The organism is Sporosarcina sp. P18a, assembly GCF_002743135.1.
In the GTDB taxonomy this organism is placed as follows: domain Bacteria; phylum Bacillota; class Bacilli; order Bacillales_A; family Planococcaceae; genus Sporosarcina.
Genome location: NZ_PDYQ01000002.1, coordinates 166,955 through 188,175 on the forward strand (window position 1 = coordinate 166,955; position 21,221 = coordinate 188,175).

The window sequence follows — 21,221 nt, forward strand, 5'->3', positions numbered from 1 at the left end:
TTCAGAATATGACGCCTGACTGTACGATAATATTGGCATAAGGTGTCGCCTCTCCTGTACGAATAATAACTTTCGATTGTCTTGATTGTTCTTTAAATTGATCATGTGTCAGCTCATCTATCGGGCATTCTAATCGTTTTATTTCACTATACACTGCAGGGTTCTCCACTTTTATTTCACTTGCAATATATACTTTTTCCGCTTGAAAGTCTTTCATAAGTTCCAATAAAATCTCGGTGAAGCCTGGTTTTCCTAGAGTGTAGGAAAGATCGATGCACGGAACACCTTCAGGTATCGGCAGACCGCAATCCGCAATCGTCAATTGATCAGTGTGACCCATTTTAGCAAGCACTGCCGCAATATCGCGATTGATCATGCCGTGCTTTTTCATCGTCTCTCCTCCAAACGCGCTTCCACTTCTTCAAATGAAGGCATGCCACCTTGTGCGCCGAACTTCTCTACGGAAAGTGAAGCAGCCGCATTCGCGAAACGAACTGCTCGTTCCAAATTCATTCCGGCTACAATCCCATGTGCAAGAGCTCCGTTAAACGTATCACCCGCGCCTGTCGTATCCACGGCATTCGTCTTAAAGCTTTCTACGATGACGTGCTTTTCTCCATCGAAGAATCGTGCGCCGTTACTACCCAGCGTGATAATTAAACGGTTCGGATACTTTTCTAATGCACTGACCATATCCATGCCGAAGATCTGTTCACATTCTGTTTCATTCGGCGTCAAATAGGTAATGGAAGGCATCATGTCAAGTTCGAACCCGCCCGCCGGTGCAGGATTCAACAAAACGGGAATTCCTAGCGCTTGGCACTTTGCTAATGTATAGATGACAGTTGGTATCGGTATTTCAAGTTGAAGCATGACCAATTTACTGCGCTTGATCAAGTCTTCTATCGCATCAATTTGAGTTGGCTCCAACATAGAATTGGCACCCGGAACGACAATAATCCGATTATCTCCTTCTGACAGCAATATATTCGCAATGCCCGAAGCTCCGTCCACAGTACGTACACCGGTGACGCCGACTTTATTCTCCTGAAGATTATTCACAATGCTCGTTCCAAATAAATCATTTCCCACGCAAGCCACCATATGTGTTTCACTGCCAAGTCGCGCCGCAGCAATTGCCTGATTCGCGCCTTTCCCACCTGGCACGGTATCGAACACATTTCCAAGAACCGTCTCCCCCTGATCTGGGAAATTCTGTGTGCCCACTACCAAATCCATGTTGGCACTACCAATTACCGTTATCATCATGCTCCACTCCTCGTTGTTTGGCGAATGAGCAACTCTGCCGGAATCAATACTTCACGCTCCGTCAACTCTTGCCCTTCAATTAATTTAATCAACATCCTCGCTGCCATCGCACCAATTCGGTATAGATCCTGCGCTACCGTCGTCAAGCCTGGCGTTAATTGGCTCGCAAGCATCGTTCCGTCATATCCAACGATTTGAAGCTGACCCGGCACCTGAATACCTGCTGAATATGCAGCTTTCATTGCGCCTGCTGCCGTCACATCACTGCTCGCAAAAATTCCGTCAATCGATACTTCTGCCAATACCTTTTTCACCATGGTCTCCGCTACATCAAACTGGAATGGACATTCAATAATATGTGTATGTATTTTCTTCCCCTTCACGGCATCATTGAACCCAGCAAATCGATCATCTGCAGGACCTAATCCGGAAGGTCCCCGCATACAAAGAATGTTTGTACAGCCGCTATCCAATAAATGCGCTGTTCCTATCCGAGCACCTTCGCGGTTATCCGTCGCAATATACGGTATCGATGAATGAATTCTCCGGTCAATTGCGACAATGGGGATATCCAACCCTATATAATGTTCCGCTTCCGCATGACTCGTCGCAACAATGAAACCCGCCACATATTTCTGTTGCAACGTCTTCACATAATTAATTTCCTTCTCCAAATCTTCATCCGAGTTACACAAAATCACCGTGTATCCGTACGCCAACGCAACATCTTCAATTGCACGCGCCAGTTCCGGAAAAAACGGATTGACGATATCCGGAACAATTAAGCCAATAAACGTAGATTGTTTTGTACTCAGCGAACGCGCAATCATACTCGGCTGATAGTTCAACTCTTCAACCGCCTGTGCAATCACGCGTTTCGCCTCATCACTTATGTATCCTTTATTATTTAAATAGCGTGAAACAGTCGCCACTGAAACTCCAGCGGCTTTAGCCACATCCCGTATATTTGCCAACTATTTCACCTACATTCTGTTCTATGTGGTACCGGTTACACATAATGATAACAGACGAAGTTTTTTAGTGTCAATAGAGAAGTGATTTTGGTTTCGGGCGTGGTTTATTGAGTGAATATTGGGTTAGATAGGGCGGGTGTTGGGGTGGATTGAGCACATACTGGACAACCATGATCACCTTCCTTTTTATAGAAAGGATGTAAGCAAATCAAGATGTCTTGTCTATACATATCTATAGAGGTAAAATGAAAATAGAGTCACAGATAAAATCCATAGAGGAGAGATCTGCATGATAAATTCTCGAGAAAACGAAAAAGTTCAATACGAATTACCTGTGGACTTGCGCAAAAGTATAGATTACGTCAGTGGCAATTTATTTATTACCAATCAGCGTTTCATTTTCCAACCACGCAATATGCATTTTCAAAGAGAAATTTTAGAATTCAATATTGCTGACATCAATAATATTGACTCATCGTACGTACTAGGTATTGTGCCGAACGGAATTACCGTCGAGTTAAAAGATGGTGCTCTGCAGACATTTGTTTTAGAGAGTTCACTTTTCGTGAAATGCGATGAGATTATCAAGACCGTTTGGGATTTGATGTAAATAGAATGAAGATTGAAAGAGCGGTTCGAATTGGTGAACTGCTCTTTTTGTTGAGCTGATTATGCGTAATAGCGCGGTTAAATACATTTCCAAGATTAATTACATAAGAGAAAAGAAACTAACATTTAATTTTAGGTATGTAGGGATTCATTCATGAGGAGGATTTTCGATGAAATATGATAAATCGCCGCGCGGCCGCTCCCAGTAACATTAGTATTCGGTGTAGTGAGAAGGCGACGGGCTGTGTGCCGACTACTTATGGATAGGAATTGGCGTAGTTGGTTATTTGTTATGTGGGGTCCAAAAACACAATACCAATCTTGTAGTGCAGGAAAGTGGGCTTTGAGATCACGATGGCCACAATGAAGGCATCTCCACGTTTTTGATAGCCAAGTCATTTGGGAGTGCTGACAAGACGTACAAAAAACACCAGACTGTATATCAGACAAACTCACTTCATACTTCTTATGGAGGGGATATGGATGAAAAGCTCGATGATGGGTTTTGAGTTGATGAGCTAGTTGACGAATTTCATCGTTAGATAAAATAGTTTGTTGATTTTCCAACCTCCTCAATCTATTGGGCACCTCATAAGCAAACACTACTTTGTCGGTTGCCAAATTCTCGATAACAAGTTCATTTTGATAAGCGAGAACTACAAAATCCAGAAGCGGTAACTCGATTTCATGATCTTTCAACCACCGTGTCAAAAAATACTTTTTTCTTTCCAACTCTTCTATCGGACTTTTCAAAACCAAACGATTGCCACTCAACTCTTCTTTAATAAACTGAGTAGGATTCTGTGTAATGAAAAGTTTACCGGCCATGTTTTTCACTTCAAAAACTATAATGGCACTCGGTGTTATTAATAACGAATCGATTTGAAAATATACTTGATCCTGCTGAAGATATAGATCATGAAGAATGGCATACGGATAATCTGGTTTAAACTCCCGCATTTGATAGTCGAAATCTCTTTCCCCACCAAACCCAGCTTGGCTATTGTAACAGTCTTTCTGTAACTTCAAGAAGTTCGGATGGTTGGGACGTAGCCTCTTTAGCAACAATTGCTGACCAACTAGAATTTCAGGAACTTTTCTTTGCTTATAAATCAATACAAATTACCCCCTTTTTTGTTCCTATAAGTATAGCAAGGAGGTAACCATTTGAGAACATCCGTGTGTTTTTTGAATTTCAGTGTTAAATTGAGGGGCACTTTTCAATTCTACTAGCATTTTGGGTAATGAAATTGAAAAGTTAGGTTGAAATGTATTCATGTAACGCCATATTTGACGAAAATAAATATGTTGACCTGACTAAATAGTGAACTATCCTCACTTTTGCTGGACATATATGACGTGAAACTTGTTTAGACATCAAAACAAGTAGAACTTTACAATGATGGGCAGCCGAATAGCGCGATGATGGATGACTTTGGCGCGGTTCTTAGGGGCAATAGCGCGGTGTTGGACGACTTTAGCGCGGTCTAGGCCACTAATAGCGCGGTACTCCTCAAGTTTAGCGCGATTTACGCTACGAATAGCGCGGTCCCGTCCCCGTCCACCCACTCCCACTGCCTGCCCCTCCCCAAACCACAAAAAAGACTGCAGCTAGAAGCAGTCACAACGAGTACTAAATCTACAATCATAAGAGCAGTCCATAGCGCGATGTTGGACGGCTTTGGCGCGGTTCATAGCGTATATAGCGCGATGTCATTCGACTTTAGCGCGGTCTAGGCTTCTAATAGCGCGGTACTCCTCAAGTTTAGCGCGGTTCACGCTCCGAATAGCGCGGTCCCGTCCCCTTCCCCCACTCCCGCCACCTCTCCAAACCACATAAAAAGACTGCACCAAGAAGCCATTACAACTAGCATGACCTCCAGCGCAGTCTTTCTATCTACCTATCCATCACATCACAATATTACTTTCCTTCGCCTTCTCCATAAACTTATCACTCGATTTATTGAAAAACTTCTTCAATCCAAGCCCAACACCTAGCGCCAATGCGAAATAAATGAGCAAATAAAGGATTTGTTTTAACGCGACTCCCCAGATTATCCCACCAATAGATTCACGCAATAAAGTGATCGCATGTGTGAATGGCATAAAGGCAGAAATCTGTTGGAAGAATTCTGGTGCCATTTGAATCGGGAATGTACCCCCTGATGCGCCGAGTTGCATGACCATTAAAATGATTGCGATGACTTTCCCGGTGTTTCCGAATACGGACACGAGTGTGTAGACGATAGTAACGAATACGACGCTGATCAGTACACCGAATAATACAAATGGAAGCTTGTTGACGACGTAGACATTCATAATGAATAACTCACCGAGTGTGACGATTAATGATTGAATTGTGCCAATCCCAGCGAATATTATTAATCGTCCAAGATATGTTTGATAGTTTTTGAATCGTGTTTTCTCTCGAATGTCCACTTTCAATGTGGATACCATCAACAACGCACCGACCCACAATGAAAGTGTCGTGTAGAACGGGCTCATGGCTGAACCGTAGTTTGGAATCGGATATAACGCATGTTCATTCAAGACAACGGGTTCAGCAAGAAACTTACTGACACCTTTAGGATCTGTTGAAAGAACATCCAATAACCTATCCAAGTCTCCGTCTTCTTCTAATTTGCGGATCTTTTCTGCTATCTTTTCAATTGTGTCACGTGCTTCCGGGAATTGTTGTTGCACTTTCGCCAAATCTTTTTTGCCTAGTGCCACGCCTTCTTCTGCTTTTTCAAGTGCAGTGCGCAGACGTGGAACCCGCCCATTTACTTCATCCAGTACATCGGACACATCATACAATGCATTCGTTGCATCACGGATCGCGGATTTATACTTTCTTGTCAAATCACTATTGACGAAATCGATAGCCTCTCCAACTGAACGATCCAATTCTCCAGATACACGATCGACTTCAGCCAAATGCTTTTTGCCGTTCGCTTTCGATTCATTGATTCGACCCACCAAACCGTCCACGGATGAATGGGCAGATGACAGGCTGTCTTGAACCGTTTTGATTCGTTCGATTTCATTGGACAGTGTATCCGAATTAATGAATTTCTCAAGATCCGTTAATCCATTTTGGATGGAGCCAATTGCCGTAAGTCCGTTATCGATTCGGCCGACCATCGTTTGAAGTACACCAATTGTCACCTTGGGATCTTCCGCTGTTTCTAGCAATCCAGCAAGTTTCTCATCAATTTCTGTTTTTGAGGCTTGAAGTTCATTGAACCGATCGCGAAGTCCTTCATCGAAAGTTTGTAGTTGTTCCATAGCATCTTGAATTGCTTTTTGGCTATTCGCATCGAATTGATTGCGTCCATCGACAATCTTTTGCTGACTTGCCTGTAGCTGTCCGTTTAGTTGATTCAACAACTCGAGGCTCGGTTTCTCCCCTCTATTGATAGCGGCTTGCACTTTATCGATGGCTTGTTTGGTCGACGATAATTGATCTCGTAGCGCGATGAATTTCTGTTGCAGACCAACTAGTTTGTCACTGCCCGTCACTTTACTTGCCGCTTCTAATACAGAAACGACTGTATCCATTTTACCAATCTGACTTTCTATCGCAGTAGACATAGTATCGAGTTGCTCCTGGTATTTACTGAAGTCAATAGATTCACGCTTACTGATTAAGCTTTGAACGACTTTCTGTGCATTGCCGTTTACTTCTGTCGCGCGATCCAATAAGCTCGTAATATTTACGGAAAGCTCATTCAACTGCTTCATGAGCTTTTCAGTTTGCGGTGATAATACATTTTCGTAATTGCCTTTGATTTTTTCCATATCTTCAGCGAGTTTGTCAGACAGCGCTTGTGTTTGCGTAATTAAATCAGTCGCCGGATTGGTTCCAGTCTGCAAAGTGGAAATGATTGTTTCCAAATTCTTTTTCAGACGGTTTAAATCTGTGACACTATCATTCAAAGTACTTTGCAATTCTTTAATATTCGTAGAGTCTTTGAGGTTCTGATCTTGTTTTTTCAAATAATCGTAAATATCATCTAAACGCGCATTCGTATCTTCCAACTTGCCTTGCTTATCACGTAGCGAATCGACAATACGATCGACGTCTTCCCCTTTGCCTGACAGCTCGCTCGTCAAATTAGGTACTTTGCGAAATGCCGTCTGTGCACTCTCCAGGTTAGACGTAATGACGCGCAACGTATGATCCACAGCCTTTTCATTCTCTTGCAACTTACTGATCAAGCGTGCATTCAACTTTTTCGCATTGGCATGCACGGCATTGACATCGTCCAGCACGACATCTACGCGGTCGATAGATGAATCGGCAAAATCCAAGCCTTTATCTACCATCTGTAATTTCGAATAAATTTCCGGAATGTCATATTCCAATTGATAAATTAAATCCCGAAGTTTTTCGATATTCACTCGATTTCCTTCGAGTTCTACTCCGAGATTATTGAATACCTTGAGGACTGCTTCATTCGCTTGTTCGACGAATGTTTTGTCGATATTTTCTACAATAGCAGACGCACCTTTGCCCGCTACTTTCGGGGAAATTGCATTGATTTTTTCATTAATATAATAATCCAATGATGGCTTTTTAATATCATCGGTTACGATACTGCTTAAATTCTCTGAGAAGTCTTCCGGAATGATGATCGCAGCATAGTAATCGCCATGTTTCACGCCTTTTAACGCTTCATCTTTCGTTACGAATTGCCAGCCTAGATCGTCGTTCTTGGTCAGCGAGACGATCACTTCATCCCCGACATTGAATTCCTTATCCTCGATTTTCGCACCTACGTCTTCACTGACGACCGCAACTTCTACGCCTTTCGTATTGGAGTAGGGATCCCACGAGGCGAGGATGTTCATCCAAGCATAAAGGGAAGGTAGAAACGCAATGGCCGCAATGACAATGAGTGCAGCTTTATTCTTGAAGATATTCCGGAGATCCCGTCTGACTATGAACCAAATTTTATTCATCTAGTATAAACCCTCACTCTATATTCCGTCATTCGCATGTCACACTAACAAACTGGAGAAAATCGTATTGTTCAACACGTCCGTGATTTGCTTCTCCGTCAGCTGGTCGTCATGCGTTTTCGACCAATCGTTAACTAGTGCTACATAAGATTTGAATAAAAGATATGCAATCAACTCGCTATCACATGGCTTCAATTCACCTTTTGCGATACCGCGATCGATCTTTCCAGCAATGAAATTCACTATTTCCTTCTCAATAGTAGTTAACACATCCCCCACAGCAGGTGTGCGCAACTCTTTCTCTTCTTCTATCAGTTTAATGAATAACTGATGCGTCTCGCGAAATTTCAGCAATTGCATAATACGCGCATGGGCATTCTCTTGAAAAGACGCTCCTTCAATAGCTGTCCGTTCAGAGATATCTTTCATTTCTTCAACCATTTTCCACACAATTGAATGAAATAATTCCTCTTTATTTGAGAAAAACGTATAGATCGTACCCTTTCCTACATTCGCAATCTTCGCTACCTGATCCATCGTCGTCGCTTTATAGCCAAACATCGAAAATGATTTTTCTGCCGCCAAAATGATTTCTTCTCTGCGATCCATGAAGACACTCCCTTTAAAATGACCGGAATACCATTTCGGTCTATTAGTCATTATATTACATATTTTTATAAAAAAGTGCAAGATATTGCACAAAAAAGATCATACAAGCCATAGTTCACTGACTTGTATGATCGTCTCACCGGTCTGTTATAGGGTACATTTGAAGTAGGGGCGTTAGCTTTTTGTTAATTCCTTATATTCTTTCCCCCACTCCGTCATACTGTCTAGTATTGGAATAAAACTTTTACCTACAGATGAGAGTGAGTATTCTACTTTTGGAGGAACTACTTTATATACTTCTCTGTGAATCATTTGAGCTGCTTCCAACTCTCTCAGCTGACGTGTCAATATACCTTTTGAGATACCAGGTAGCAGTCGTTGAAGTTCATTAAATCTTATGGTCTTCCTGCTTAAATGCCATAAGATCACCATTTTCCACTTTCCCGAAATGATATCCTTGGTCTCCATGAACGGACACCACTCTTTTACTTCTTCTTGTGGTTGACCCACATCGCTTTGCTCCATTACAATTCCTCCCTTGCTCAATGGTCACATTTTTGTGACTATGTAATAAAAATGTGACTACTTACAAAATAAATCCTACTACTATACTATAAAATTATGCTTCATAAGCAAACAAAAATTTAGTATAAATTGGAGGAATTCGAAATGAAACATGTAGTTGTTTATGCACACCCGGATAATAAAAGTCTTAACTACAGTATTAAAGAAACAGTCGTTGAATCACTAAAGAAGAACGGTCATGAAGTGGTAGTGCGTGATTTATATGAGTTGAATTTTCAACCAGTCCTTACACCAGAGGATTTGATCAGTATGAGTCAAGGTGTTATTCCAGAAGATATAAAAATCGAGCAAGAATTTATTGCTGAAGCAGACGTAATTACATTTATTTATCCCATTTGGTGGACGGGTCTCCCAGCCATTCTTAAAGGGTATGTAGATCGAGTATTTGCATATGGATTCGCTTATTCCTCTGGGGAAGAAGGGACAATTAAGCTATTGAAAGGTAAAAAAGGATTTATTATCAATACGCATGCTCATCCCAATGAAGTGTATGATGAGATCGGTATGACCACTGCTTTGAAACTCACTTCTGACATTGGAATATGGGATTTCACTGGAATTGAACCTGTGGATCATTTACTATTTGGAAGTGTGGGACGGCTTGATGAAGAAGCATATACAGGGATGTTAAAGCAAGTGGATGATACCATTCAAGCCCATTTCCCGTTAACAGAGAAAATAGATTGTATGTAACAAGTATTCTAAAAGCGGAAGTACTAGAAGAAGTATTGACTAATCAAGAACAATAGCCACGCTCTATTTTCTTAGAAACGTGGCTTTTTATTACTTTATCTACTTAATCGTAGCTACCACTAGTTTAAGTCCCTCTCCCAATCACTTCTCCACTAATTTTACCGAACTCATAATTGAAAAATTTCATACTCTAACTCTGTCTATCTCTTTTTTAGTCATGTGGATTTACCCCAGTACTATCTTGACTATCTTTTCAGACTATGTAACGATAAGAGTTGGATAAACACTAGGGGTGCTTTTGCTGAGAAAGGCGTTCGCCTTAACCCTTGAACCTGCACTAGATAATGCTAGCGGAGGGAAGTGGACATATGACGGATTTTGGCCGTACTATGCAACCGCTTCGCACAGAGAAGTGGTTTTTTTGTGTGAATTATTTGAAGAAATGAGAAGTGGTAAGAATATGACGAATAAAGTTTTAGAGTTTACGAATGTCTCTTTTCATTATCAAGCAACGAAAGCTTCGAAACCAACTGTTATTTTCGATCAAGTTGACTGGCACGTTAAAGAAGGCGAGTTCGTTAGCATCATTGGACCAAGCGGGTATGGTAAAAGCACGTTATTCCGACTCGTCACTGGCCTTGAGAATCCTGACAGTGGAGAGATTTCATTAAATGGAGAAGTGACAATGGAGCGGTTAGGCAAGGTCGGCTATATGCCGCAGCAAGACTTACTCATGCCGTGGCGAACGATTCTAGAAAATGTTCAATTACCAGTAGAGCTTCAAGGACGCAAACCTTCTTCCGATGAAATTATCCAACTACTAGCTGACTTCGGACTAGCAGGAGAAGAAAACGCCTACCCTGGAAACTTATCCGGCGGGATGCGACAACGTGTTTCCTTTTTGCGAACGATCCTGACTGGCTCAAATATTTTATTATTGGACGAGCCGTTTAGCGCACTGGATGCGATCACGCGGCTGACGATGCAAGAGTGGCTCATCGATCAATGGCAGAAACTCGATAAAACCATCGTCTTCATCACGCATGATATCGACGAAGCGTTATTTCTATCCGATCGCATCTTTGTACTCGCTGAAAAACCGGTGCAGACGATTCGCGAAGTCATCGTGCCTCTCAGCCGACCACGCACGACGCGGGACTTGGCACGACCGGAACTGATGGAACTGAAAGAGCAACTGATTAGCGAGCTTCGTTCGGAGGAACGGCTATGAAGAAAATGACTTCGTATAGTTGGTCGATATTTTTCGTCGCAATCGTACTTGGCGTATGGGAAATCGCAGCACGTCTTTACGACAAAAGCTTCCTCTTCCCGTCCCCTTCAGCGATTCTGATCAGATTATGGGAGCTGAAAACGGAGCTGTTTATCCACCACTTACCTCCGACTGCTTTAACTATTTTGATCGGCTTATCGATTTCGATCATCATCGGATCCACATTGGCGATTGCGATGTATAGCAAGAAGCCAATTGAGCAAGCGTTTTACCCTATTCTCATCGCTTCGCAAACGATTCCTGTCATTGCGCTCGCACCGATTTTTGTCTTGTGGTTCGGCTACAGCATTTGGAGTAAGGTCGCGGTCACTGTCCTGATCACATTTTTCCCGATAACCGTCAGCGTTTTCGACGGCTTACGCTCTTCGGATAAAAACTTGCATGAATTAATGCGGACAATGGGCGCATCTTCAAAAGATATCTTCTATAAACTAGACCTACCTTCCGCTTTGCCATCTTTCTTCTCCGGGCTCAAAGTGGCGGTTACACTTAGCGTAATCGGTGCAGCTATTGGGGAATGGCTAGGCGCGCAGGCAGGACTCGGGTATTTCAGCAGAAGAATGATGACGCAATTTGACAGTGCTGCTGTATTCGCACCGATCGTCTTGCTTTCTGCAGTAGGCATTATCTTCTTTTTACTCGTCGTCGTATTGGAAAAATACTTTTTACACTGGAGGAATCATCAATGAAAAAACGTCTGTTCCTTAGCATCACGCTTCTTCTGTTATTACTAGCTGGATGTACGAATGATACACCCACTACAGAACCAAAAGAGACACCGAACACTGAAATGAAAAAAGTCAGTATCATGCTCGACTGGTATCCGAATGCCGTACATAGTTATCTATATGTAGCGCAGGAAAAAGGCTATTTCAATGAAGAAAACGTGGAGGTAGACATTCAATTTCCTGCCAATCCGACCGATCCAATGAACTTGACTGCAGCGGGAAAAGTGACACTTGGACTGTATTACCAACCCGATGTCATTTTAGCGCAAGCAAATGAAAACATTCCGGTTAAAGCGATTGCCTCCATCGTGCGTGAGCCGCTTAACTACACCGTCATGCTGGAAGAAAGCTCGATTCAATCACCAAAAGATCTTGAAGGCAAAACAATCGGCTATCCTGGAATTCCACTGAACGAATCGTTGATTAAAACGATGGTGACGAATGATGGTGGCGATTATGACAAGGTGAATATGATCGACGTCGGATTTGAACTGGAATCTTCACTCGTTTCAAAACGCGTCGATGCCGTGACAGGAACATTTATTAACCACGAAGTGCCTGTCATGGACTCAAAAGGATTCAAAACGCGCTACTTTAATCCAGTAGACTATGGCGTGCCGAATTATAGTGAAATCGTGTTATTGACGAGTGATGATACATGGGACAAGGAACAAGACGCAATCCAAGCTTTCTGGCGAGCAGCACAAAAAGGATATGAATTTATGGTAGAACAGCCCGAAGAGGCACTCGATCTCTTGTTGAACAACCAAGATCAAGCAAACTTCCCGTTAGACAAAGCAATCGAAACGGAAAGTTTGAATGTTTTATTGCCTAAGATGGATACAAATGGTGAAGCATTTGGCGCGCTAGATGAAACGTCTTGGAAAGAAGTACGGGACTGGCTCCATGAAATGGAAATGATCAAGACGAAACCTGAAGTGGACGATATGATTTTAGATAGTAGTACGGATGAAATGTTTTCTAAAATTACGAAATAAACTACTCAAAAGGCTATTGCGAGAGTCTCCATGACTGATCGTAATAGCCTTTTTCGATTGTATGTGATTAGTTAGGATATACGGTAAACTTCACAGCAAAGGACTTCTTCATCGCAATCCCATTTTTATTCTGCAGCCCTTGGTCCACACGTAAATAATGAACACCTGGCTGCCATTCTGTAGTTGGTGTAATGAATAATTGCTTACTATTCATAGGATCCACTCTCGCTGTAAAACTTTCGATACGTTCTGCACTGTTTGGCTTACGGGTAATAAAAATATAGGGAGCCTGCTCTTTTCCAATTGGCAATTCGCTCGTAAATTTGATTGTGAATACTTTATTCGGTAGTACTTTCAATTCTGGGAAATCACCTATAAATTCATTCGGTGGAGTAGGTGTAGTGACAGCAGGCAACGCGTTACTTAGTTGTTTTAAATTTACTAAGCCCGCGCCGAAATAAATATCTTTACCTGGCGCCCCTAAGTCAGTCGCTGTCATTTCAAGTAGCCGACTAATCTCAGCAGGCGTTGCTTCAGGTTTCAAAGACCTCACTAAAGCCGCGGCACCTGCTACCATTGGTCCTGAAAAAGAGGTTCCACTGACTGATATATAGCTATTATTGATTGAAGTTGTAAAGATTGCCGCGCCTGGAGCAACTAAGCTGACATGAGAGTTATAGTTTGAAAAGGATGCGCGCTGATTATCTCTCTCCGTTGCCCCAACTGAAATGACAGATGGATAAGACGCGGGAAACATGATGGAATTCCCCTTTGTTGCATCGTTTCCAGCAGACGCAACGACCGTGATTCCCGATTCCACTGCACGCTGAATCGCCTTTTCCTCGAATTGGGAAAATTGGCTACCCCCGTAACTCATATTGATCACATCGACTTGCTTTAGGATGGCGTAATCAATTGCCTTGATACTATCCGACACTTTACTAAGCCCGTCCAGGTGCGAGATTTTCAACGGCAATACTTTGGTTTCATATCCTCCCGCAATTCCCACTCCCCCTAGATTATTCCCAGCCCTAGAGGCAATGACTCCCGCGACAGCCGTTCCATGACCGTTGACGTCCTGAACGTTCGAATTATCTGCGTAGAAATTATAACCGCCTGGCTGAATTCGCCCCTGTAAGTCTTCATGATACAGATCAATACCAGAATCAATGACGGCTACGACAGTCTTTTTCTTTTGCTCTTGCACCCGAGACCACATCAACTGCGGCTTCATTTGTGGAATCCACCACTGCTTCACAAGAATAGGATCGTTGAATAGGACATGCGAATAACGCGCATGATTCGTTTCAACATGCAAGACGTTTGGATCTTCAAGAAGTTGTTCCTTCATGAATAACATCTCAGCTGAATCTGTAAAACTCCATAACTCCACTTCGTCTGTGATTTTTTCACGACTTTCCACACCTGGTAAGTTTCCGTCTACCGAAAATGCCTGGCGAGTTTCTTCATACTCTACCAATAACTCATGTGAAACGGCTTCTGCACTGACGATCCCTTGAAATCCAAGTACCGCCAACAACCCAATACATACCATTAAAAATATACGATGCTGTCCTTTCATTCGCGCCTCTTTTCTTCCCTGTCACACTTTAGCAATATGGGAATCTTTTAAACCATTATAACTCACCATTTACCATCTTCATACATCCTATACGTTAGATAGGACTACTTTACATAACGAATTTTGAAACATCCTCTTCCCTGCATATTCCGCGCCTTACTTCCTTTATGCAACAGACTTCCTTACATCTAGAATAATCCCGTCAATCATAGTATAATCTTCACTACATTGGTATCTATACTCGCATTCAAAAGATAGAACCATAGCATGAAGTAGGAGAATTCACATGAAAAAATGTCCGATATGTAATGAACTGAATAGAAAACAGCAAGAGTACTGCACAAACTGCAAAGCGTTTCTCGTATCACGCAATTTGAATAAAAAACGGTCGTTACTGAAAACCCCATTGTATCCGATTGTATTACTAGTTATTGTGCTAGCCGCGATTACAAGCTATTACGCTATGGAAACTAAATACGGTCGAAAGGCAACAACTGAGCACTTCATTTCAGCGCTGATTGAGCAAGATCAAGACGCATTGCATGAATTGATTGTGCCGAAAGATAGTCGTATCTCGATTAATGCAGAAAGTATTCAAGCATTGCTTACGTTGGTTGAAAAAAACCCTTCTATCGTTCAAGTAATAGAAACTAATTTAAAAGAAAAGACCGACGAAGGCATGTTCACTATGCATGTAACAGGAAAGCGATTCGGCCTCTTCCCCCATTATACAATCAATCCAGAAGGCTATATTCTCAAAGTGAAATCTATCGGGGAGGAAACCGTACTATCGATCCACGATACAGAGATAGGCTATATCAAAAAAAGTAATGAACAAGCGGAATTCGGCCCGTATATGGCAGGGATTTACCCTATCAAAATGACCACAACTTTACAGGATGAAAGCGTACGTGAAGAAATTCAAGCAAACGTATTCGGCGCGAAGCAATCGGTTCACCTCGCTTTTGATTCCATCAAAGAATTGGCCATCGAAACCAACGTGGAAACCGACAATGATTTACCAGTCGTACAAAACGACGTCGTGAAGGAAGAACCTGTCGAAACCGTTATTGTCAAAGAAGTAATTAAAGAAGTTCCAGCTGGCGATTCAAACGACCAGTTCATCATCTCGTATAGCGGTGACGTGTTCCTCGACACATCTGATCTCAAAGGATTGTCAAAAGAAGAATTGCGTTTAGCCCGCAATGAAATCTATGCTCGTCACGGCTATGTATTCAAATCAAAAGAACTGCAAGACTACTTCGGCTCACAGTCTTGGTACGAACCGAACCCATCCTTCGATGGAAAGATGACCGAGTGGGAAAAACATAATATTGAGTTGATTCAATCACTGGAATAACAGAAGGAGCAATCCGCGAAGTTCGTTGACTTCGTGGATTGCTCCTGTTTTTTTGTGGTTTAGGTGGGGTGGCGTGGGAATAGCGCGGTGTGGATGCACAATTGCGCGGTCTACCCCGACTTTGGCGCGGTGCGGACGCACAATGGCGCGGTATTCACTGACTTTAGCGCGGTTTGGACACGCAATGGCGCGGTCTGCCCCAACTTTGGCGCGATGCGGACACGCAATAGCGCGGTCCACCCTAACTTTGGCGCGGTGCGGACACGCAATAGCGCGGTCCGCCCTAACTTTGGCGCGGTGCGGCCACACAATAGCGCGGTATTCACACACAACCGCCCGACCCCAAGCCACCTCAGCTAGCCGCCTCTTCTTCCTCCCCACTCTCACCATTCACTACCAACTTCTTCATAGCCCTCGCTTCATAAGTCACCCAATCTTCATTCGACTTATGAATCAATTCATCCAGAATCGACAGAGCTTGAGTCTCCTTGCCAAGCTGCCACAAAGCGCGGCTTTCTTGAAGACGGATACCCTCTCGATAAGGTGATTCCAGATAATTTACATCTTGTTCTTGACGGAAAGCTTTCGCGATTTCCACTACATCTTCATATTTCTGCTCGCGCAAATAACTCGAAGCTAGGAAGTACGAGGCATCATCCGTGAAGTAATCACTTTCTTCCGTACGCACAGCATATTCCAAATACGTAACAGCTGCTGGGAAGTCTTCTTTTAAAAATTGCCTGTAGCCTTCATTATAATATGTTTTTGCCGCTTCATTTGAAACGAATTCAAGCGTGGCTTCCTCTTCAGGTTTTGTGATTACCTTTTCAACCGGCTTTTCTTTCTTCGGCACATTCTCCGAAATAACAGGCTTTTCCACCGGTGCCGTAGTTGGCGACTCCGTAGCGGTTTCAGGTTGTGCTAGGAGATTGGCTAGTAACCAGACGACGAATACCAACAGGACAGTCGCAACACTAGCAAGGAATACTACCGCCTCTCTTTTCAGCTTGCGCTTTCGCTTAGGTTTTGGAACCGGTCGTGGGATATCTGGACGCGGAGGTTCTGCCGCCACGACACGTTTAATTGTCGGATCATCAAGCGCATACAAAGGTAACCCCGCCGTATAGCGAGATAATGTGCCACTTTCATAACGTGCCAACAAGATCGTTTTCATACGATATAATTCAATTGGGATGGGTAATTTTCCTGCTAGTTGCATCGCGTCATCTATGATATGTAACGCTTTTTCGCCAAATCCTAGCTGAATTTCCGATACTGCATCGTTATATTTAGCGATGATCTGCGTATACCTATCCCAATTGTCGGTAATCGTTTGTTGTAACTTGACGGCATGTAGCTCCTCGCTATCTAGTTCCTTCAAGTAGGCCAATGCCACATGCAAATTTCCGACCTTGCTCTCAAGCAATGCTTTATGCCACAGAATCTGCTTGCGGCTCACATTTAGCTTTTCCAGTTCCCGTATCGTATCAAGCGCTAATGTGTAACGTTTCTGTCGTATTTCTTGTTGCATTTGTTGAACCAGCATGGGAACGTTAGTGAATGAACTCATTGAATCACCTCCACCTACTAAACGGGCGTACGTAGTGACTCACCCATTGATCAATTGTTATGCTCGTCATACACGTTCCCCCTTTTACGAAACCGTTTTCACTAGTGCATCTTGAATGACTTGACCTTCTATTGAAAAGGCTCTGCGGAATACAGCCGCCACTTTAAAACGCTCAATCCCTTGCGCTTCTTCTTCGGGTATTGTGCCAACCGCTTCCATATAGCTTTCATCGAAATACTCATCGTACACCGACAGCTCTGTTATGCCGATTTCTTCAAGTAACAGATGCGCTTGATCCATCACTGCATCCAACTGTGCGATCAAATCGACCGATTCAGGATCAACCGTTTGACGTACGTCTTCAAATAAACTATAGATTTGCACTGCACGTTTAGCCATTTGAACACGGTCTTCCCGTGCTTCATCTTGCAAACGCGTGATTGCCTCGTCTACGGGCAAAACGGCTTGATTGCTCTCAAACAATTCTTCTAGAGAGCGAAAACTCGTCGATGTAAATTGCTGAAATTGCTTTAAATCTTCTTGCGTGACAGGCTTCTCGATAGGATCTACTTCGAAATCATCAATCGTAATTTTCTCCAACTGTAATAATTCTTTATCTAGTATACGCTGTAACTCTTCCGGCCTGTTATTCGCGGACTCATGTATAGTACTCATCGAATTCCCCTTTTCAGAAAACATATGTAATGCATAAATCAAGCAAGAAAAGCCCAGTTTACTCTTAGGCTATTATACTGATAAGATAGCACTTTTTGGAGGCTAACACAATACTGGGCGATGAATTGTCGAAGGAATGAGGCGACTTCAGTACACTTGTAGACGCATTGTTGCACGATGTGTCATTGATAGACAAAACATTCGTCTAAAAACTTATGGTTGCTATTTCTTCAGATACCAAGTACAGTAGGGATAATTAAACTTTCACTTATTTCGATAATTCGGAAATAAGGATAGAGGCGCAAAAACCATTAGTACGCAATCAGAGGATCATGAGGTCCTGTGAAGATTGTGGAAAGGGGAATTTGCCGAAGCGGCGAGACTCTCATGACCTCCAAGCTGATTCTGGACTGAACAAGTGCAGGATTGTCATATGGGAAACTGTATGGTGGGCTATCTCGTGCAAAGAAATAATTCATTATTTCAACGCAACAGCGAGCCCTCGTTGTTGCTTTTTGCGTTCAATTATATCGCCCCCACCTCTATGTTTTTTAATAAAATGATAGGATGTGGAGAATAATGAATTTCGGATCAATTATGACAGCGATGGTAACTCCGTTTGATGAAAGAGGAGACATCGATTACCCAGCAACAAAAACCTTAATCAATCACTTACTAGCCAATGGAACAGACGCACTAGTTGTCGCAGGTACGACTGGAGAATCCCCTACTCTAACCGCACAAGAAAAAGTGGATCTATTCAAATTTACCGTGCAAACAGTTGCAGGCCGTGCCCCGGTTATTGCAGGTACAGGAACGAACAGTACAAGAGAATCCATTGACTTGACGATTCAAGCGGAAGAAGCTGGCGTCGACGGAATCATGCTCGTCGTTCCGTACTATAATAAACCTTGTCAAGAAGGGTTGTACCAGCACTTCAAGACGGTTGCACAAACGACTACATTACCGATCATGCTTTACAACATCCCGGGACGTAGCGCTGTGAACATGTTGCCGGAAACGATTATTCGACTGGCTAACAATGTATCGAATATTACTTCTGTCAAAGAAGCAAGTGGTGACCTAGAAGCCGTAGCTGCGATTATCGAACATACCGGAGATGACTTCTTTGTCTACACAGGTGATGACGCGTCTACACTTCCTGTACTAGCTATCGGTGGAACAGGCATCGTGTCGGTTTCTGCCCATATTATAGGAAATGAAATGGCGGAAATGGTGCGCCACTTCAAAACTGGCAATACAAAGCAAGCCGCTACCATCTACCGTGGCCTATTGCCGATCATGCAAGCAATGTTTGCTGCACCGAACCCTTCTCCAACGAAAGCTGCGTTGAACTTGATGGGCGTACCGGTTGGTGGCGTTCGTTTGCCAATGATGGCGTTACCTGACGAACAAGTAGAATCGTTGAAAGACCTTCTAGCGCTTCGAAACCAAACTGCAATCGGTCTTTGATTGATATAGAGAAAATACTTTTAGCTGTTGCGAGACGACCATGTCATTTGGTCTTCTTGCGGCAGCTTTTTGGGTGCCAGGTCCCCACACAATTACAAAAATACCTATGGTCAAACATTTGGCTGAATACCCATTTAGTACATTCCCCTACTACCATTCTTCTGCTCCATCACCTTATCCTTATCTAGATACATCAAAACTTCCGCATTGCCTACCTCTACCATTCGAGAAAACCACAGACGTTACCTATTGTTTGATGGAAACAGAAGAAATATTGAACGTCTACAATTGTCAGGACATTCTAGAAGTGCCTACGTAACTCCACCAACAAAAATCTCGATTCAACAACATTCAAAAAGACTTCTAACCTGTAGGTCAAGAAGTCTCTTTGGCAATACTCAGAAAATTGTATGAATAGTTCTTGAATTGTATGGGGACCTGGTACGCTATCAATAAATCCCCATAATCCCAAGCGCAATCGCAGGAATCAATGACAACATCGGGAAGACAATCGCAATGACACCCATCTCTCTGTATGATTCCTTATGTGTCATCCCTGTCACAATCAATATTGTCAAAATTGCTCCGTTATGAGGAAGGGAATCCAATCCCCCTGAAGCAATAGATGCAATGCGGTGAAAGGCTTCAGGTGCTGGACCCGTAGTTGTTGCAACTTCATAGTAGTGCGAGCCTAGCGCTTCTAATGTAATACCCAAACCTCCAGAAGCCGATCCAGTCGCCCCTGCCAATACGTTTACCGCAATAGCTTCAGAGATTAACGGATTCGCGTTGATTCCTAAAATTGCGTCGCTTAACTTTTCAAAGCCTGGAACCGATCGGACGATAGTTCCAAATCCTACTGCAGCACTCGTGTTGATCATCGCCATGACCGAATCGCTAGCGCCACTGTTGACTGCTTTTGTAAAGCCTTTGAATTCTCTAATAGAAATGAGTAAAATGAGAACAATTCCCGTTGTCAACGCTATGACAATATCCCACTTTAAAAAGTTCAATGTAATAATGACAGCCAGTAATGGTACTAATGAAAGAATGATATGTGGATAATTCGTGCGTGGTTTTGCATTCAAATCCTCTTCACGTTCTTCGAAGACTTCTCCTGCTTCCCTTAACACGCGTACTCTATGATTCAAATACACGATTGAACAGATAATCATGAATGCGGACGAAACAAGTCCAATAATCGGAGCGGCTGCCGCTGTCGTATGAAAGTACTGAGTCGGAATTAGATTTTGGATTTGCGGCGTACCCGGTAATGCCGTCATGGCGAATGTCATCATCCCCGCCACAATCGTTCCTGGAAGAAGACGTCTGCTAATATTCGCTTCGCGGAACATATTAAGTGCCAATGGATAGACCGCGAACACGACAACGAACACACTCACGCCACCGTAGGCCAATACACTTGCTGCCACAATGACCCCAATGACCGCACGCTCTTTACCAAAAACGCGGGAAATTCCGATAGCTACTGAATGGGCCATTCCACTATACTCCATCAACTTTCCGAAAATCGCCCCTAGCAAAAATACCGGAAACCATTGCTTTGCAAAGTTCACGAAACCTGTCATATAGGTGTCTGTATAAGCGTCAAGCAAATTCAATCCACCGAACAAAGCAACGATTCCTGCACAAATAGGTGCAATCCAGATGATCGACCAACCTCTATAAGCTAATACCATCAGTAACACTAAGCCTATGAATATCCCTAGCATCCTACCCCTCCTCCTCCAATTGGCTATGTACGATTCTAAATTAAACTACTTTAGTGTAGAAAAATAGCAGGATCGGAGTCAATTAGTCACTACGATCCTGCGTATGG

Annotated in this window: 18 protein-coding genes and 2 riboswitches; of the genes, 7 read left to right on the plus strand and 11 right to left on the minus strand. The window is 43.0% G+C overall.

Annotation, left to right across the window (positions count from 1 at the left end; translation table 11 throughout):
• Nucleotide 1: 1 nt before the first annotated feature.
• The 3 genes from rbsD to CSV75_RS08350 are packed head-to-tail and all read right to left on the minus strand — an operon-like array spanning nt 2 to nt 2,243.
• Nucleotides 2-391, minus strand: coding sequence for a D-ribose pyranase (rbsD, locus tag CSV75_RS08340; protein WP_099675470.1), 390 nt, complete (start codon nt 389-391; stop codon nt 2-4).
• Nucleotides 388-1,266, minus strand: a complete 879-nt coding sequence (rbsK, locus tag CSV75_RS08345) for a ribokinase (protein WP_099675471.1) — start codon at nt 1,264-1,266, stop codon at nt 388-390. The genes rbsD and rbsK overlap by 4 nt, the downstream gene beginning before the upstream one ends.
• Nucleotides 1,266-2,243: a LacI family DNA-binding transcriptional regulator gene (locus CSV75_RS08350; RefSeq protein WP_099675472.1), complete on the minus strand. Its 978-nt coding sequence runs from the start codon at nt 2,241-2,243 to the stop codon at nt 1,266-1,268. The genes rbsK and CSV75_RS08350 overlap by 1 nt, the downstream gene beginning before the upstream one ends.
• 289 nt (nt 2,244-2,532) lie before the next feature.
• On the opposite strand from CSV75_RS08350, the gene CSV75_RS08355 reads away from it, so the two are divergent.
• The gene (locus CSV75_RS08355) at nt 2,533-2,853 is read left to right on the plus strand and encodes a GRAM domain-containing protein (RefSeq protein ID WP_099675473.1); all 321 of its coding nucleotides are present in this window, start codon (nt 2,533-2,535) and stop codon (nt 2,851-2,853) included.
• 131 nt (nt 2,854-2,984) lie between these two features.
• Here the strand turns inward: CSV75_RS08355 and CSV75_RS08360 are convergent, their stop codons facing one another.
• The 4 genes from CSV75_RS08360 to CSV75_RS08380 form a co-directional block, all read right to left on the minus strand.
• The gene (locus tag CSV75_RS08360) at nt 2,985-3,968 is read right to left on the minus strand and encodes a nuclease-related domain-containing protein (protein WP_099675474.1); all 984 of its coding nucleotides are present in this window, start codon (nt 3,966-3,968) and stop codon (nt 2,985-2,987) included.
• 792 nt (nt 3,969-4,760) lie between these two features.
• Complete coding sequence (locus tag CSV75_RS08370; RefSeq protein WP_099675476.1) at nt 4,761-7,817, minus strand: YhgE/Pip domain-containing protein; 3,057 nt, start codon at nt 7,815-7,817, stop codon at nt 4,761-4,763.
• Nucleotides 7,818-7,856: 39 nt separating this feature from the next.
• On the minus strand, nt 7,857-8,426 hold the full coding sequence (locus tag CSV75_RS08375; protein WP_099675477.1) for a TetR/AcrR family transcriptional regulator: 570 nt from the start codon (nt 8,424-8,426) through the stop codon (nt 7,857-7,859).
• Between the two features lie 174 nt (nt 8,427-8,600).
• Complete coding sequence (locus tag CSV75_RS08380; RefSeq protein ID WP_099675478.1) at nt 8,601-8,951, minus strand: winged helix-turn-helix transcriptional regulator; 351 nt, start codon at nt 8,949-8,951, stop codon at nt 8,601-8,603.
• Nucleotides 8,952-9,095: 144 nt separating this feature from the next.
• Between CSV75_RS08380 and CSV75_RS08385 the strand changes: the two genes are divergently transcribed.
• The 4 genes from CSV75_RS08385 (at nt 9,096) to CSV75_RS08400 (ending at nt 12,721) form a co-directional block, all read left to right on the plus strand.
• Complete coding sequence (locus CSV75_RS08385) at nt 9,096-9,704, plus strand: NAD(P)H-dependent oxidoreductase (RefSeq protein WP_099675479.1); 609 nt, start codon at nt 9,096-9,098, stop codon at nt 9,702-9,704.
• 278 nt (nt 9,705-9,982) lie between these two features.
• Nucleotides 9,983-10,080: riboswitch (TPP riboswitch) on the plus strand.
• An 84-nt stretch (nt 10,081-10,164) separates the two neighbouring features.
• Complete coding sequence (locus CSV75_RS08390; protein ID WP_099675480.1) at nt 10,165-10,935, plus strand: ABC transporter ATP-binding protein; 771 nt, start codon at nt 10,165-10,167, stop codon at nt 10,933-10,935.
• A gap of 5 nt (nt 10,936-10,940) precedes the next feature.
• A complete protein-coding gene (locus tag CSV75_RS08395) occupies nt 10,941-11,684 on the plus strand; it encodes an ABC transporter permease (RefSeq protein WP_099675669.1) in 744 nt (247 codons plus the stop codon).
• Nucleotides 11,681-12,721: an ABC transporter substrate-binding protein gene (locus tag CSV75_RS08400; protein WP_099675481.1), complete on the plus strand. Its 1,041-nt coding sequence runs from the start codon at nt 11,681-11,683 to the stop codon at nt 12,719-12,721. Before CSV75_RS08395 ends, CSV75_RS08400 begins: the two co-directional genes overlap by 4 nt.
• Before the next feature lie 67 nt (nt 12,722-12,788).
• On the opposite strand, the gene CSV75_RS08405 is transcribed toward CSV75_RS08400, so the two are convergent.
• Nucleotides 12,789-14,303: a S8 family peptidase gene (locus tag CSV75_RS08405; protein WP_099675482.1), complete on the minus strand. Its 1,515-nt coding sequence runs from the start codon at nt 14,301-14,303 to the stop codon at nt 12,789-12,791.
• Nucleotides 14,304-14,589: 286 nt separating this feature from the next.
• Here CSV75_RS08405 and CSV75_RS08410 point away from each other — a divergent pair, with 286 nt between their 5' ends.
• A complete protein-coding gene (locus CSV75_RS08410; protein ID WP_099675483.1) occupies nt 14,590-15,663 on the plus strand; it encodes a YARHG domain-containing protein in 1,074 nt (357 codons plus the stop codon).
• Between the two features lie 352 nt (nt 15,664-16,015).
• On the opposite strand, the gene CSV75_RS08420 is transcribed toward CSV75_RS08410, so the two are convergent.
• Both CSV75_RS08420 and grpE read right to left on the minus strand, forming a co-directional pair.
• The gene (locus CSV75_RS08420) at nt 16,016-17,233 is read right to left on the minus strand and encodes a tetratricopeptide repeat protein (protein WP_099675485.1); all 1,218 of its coding nucleotides are present in this window, start codon (nt 17,231-17,233) and stop codon (nt 16,016-16,018) included.
• Nucleotides 17,234-17,317: 84 nt separating this feature from the next.
• Complete coding sequence (gene grpE, locus CSV75_RS08425) at nt 17,318-17,908, minus strand: nucleotide exchange factor GrpE (RefSeq protein ID WP_158231633.1); 591 nt, start codon at nt 17,906-17,908, stop codon at nt 17,318-17,320.
• 286 nt (nt 17,909-18,194) lie between these two features.
• A riboswitch (Lysine riboswitch) is annotated at nt 18,195-18,372 on the plus strand.
• A 115-nt stretch (nt 18,373-18,487) separates the two neighbouring features.
• Between grpE and dapA the strand changes: the two genes are divergently transcribed.
• On the plus strand, nt 18,488-19,381 hold the full coding sequence (gene dapA, locus CSV75_RS08430; protein WP_099675487.1) for a 4-hydroxy-tetrahydrodipicolinate synthase: 894 nt from the start codon (nt 18,488-18,490) through the stop codon (nt 19,379-19,381).
• A 449-nt stretch (nt 19,382-19,830) separates the two neighbouring features.
• On the opposite strand, the gene CSV75_RS08435 is transcribed toward dapA, so the two are convergent.
• Complete coding sequence (locus CSV75_RS08435) at nt 19,831-21,114, minus strand: GntP family permease (protein WP_099675488.1); 1,284 nt, start codon at nt 21,112-21,114, stop codon at nt 19,831-19,833.
• Nucleotides 21,115-21,221 lie beyond the last annotated feature (107 nt).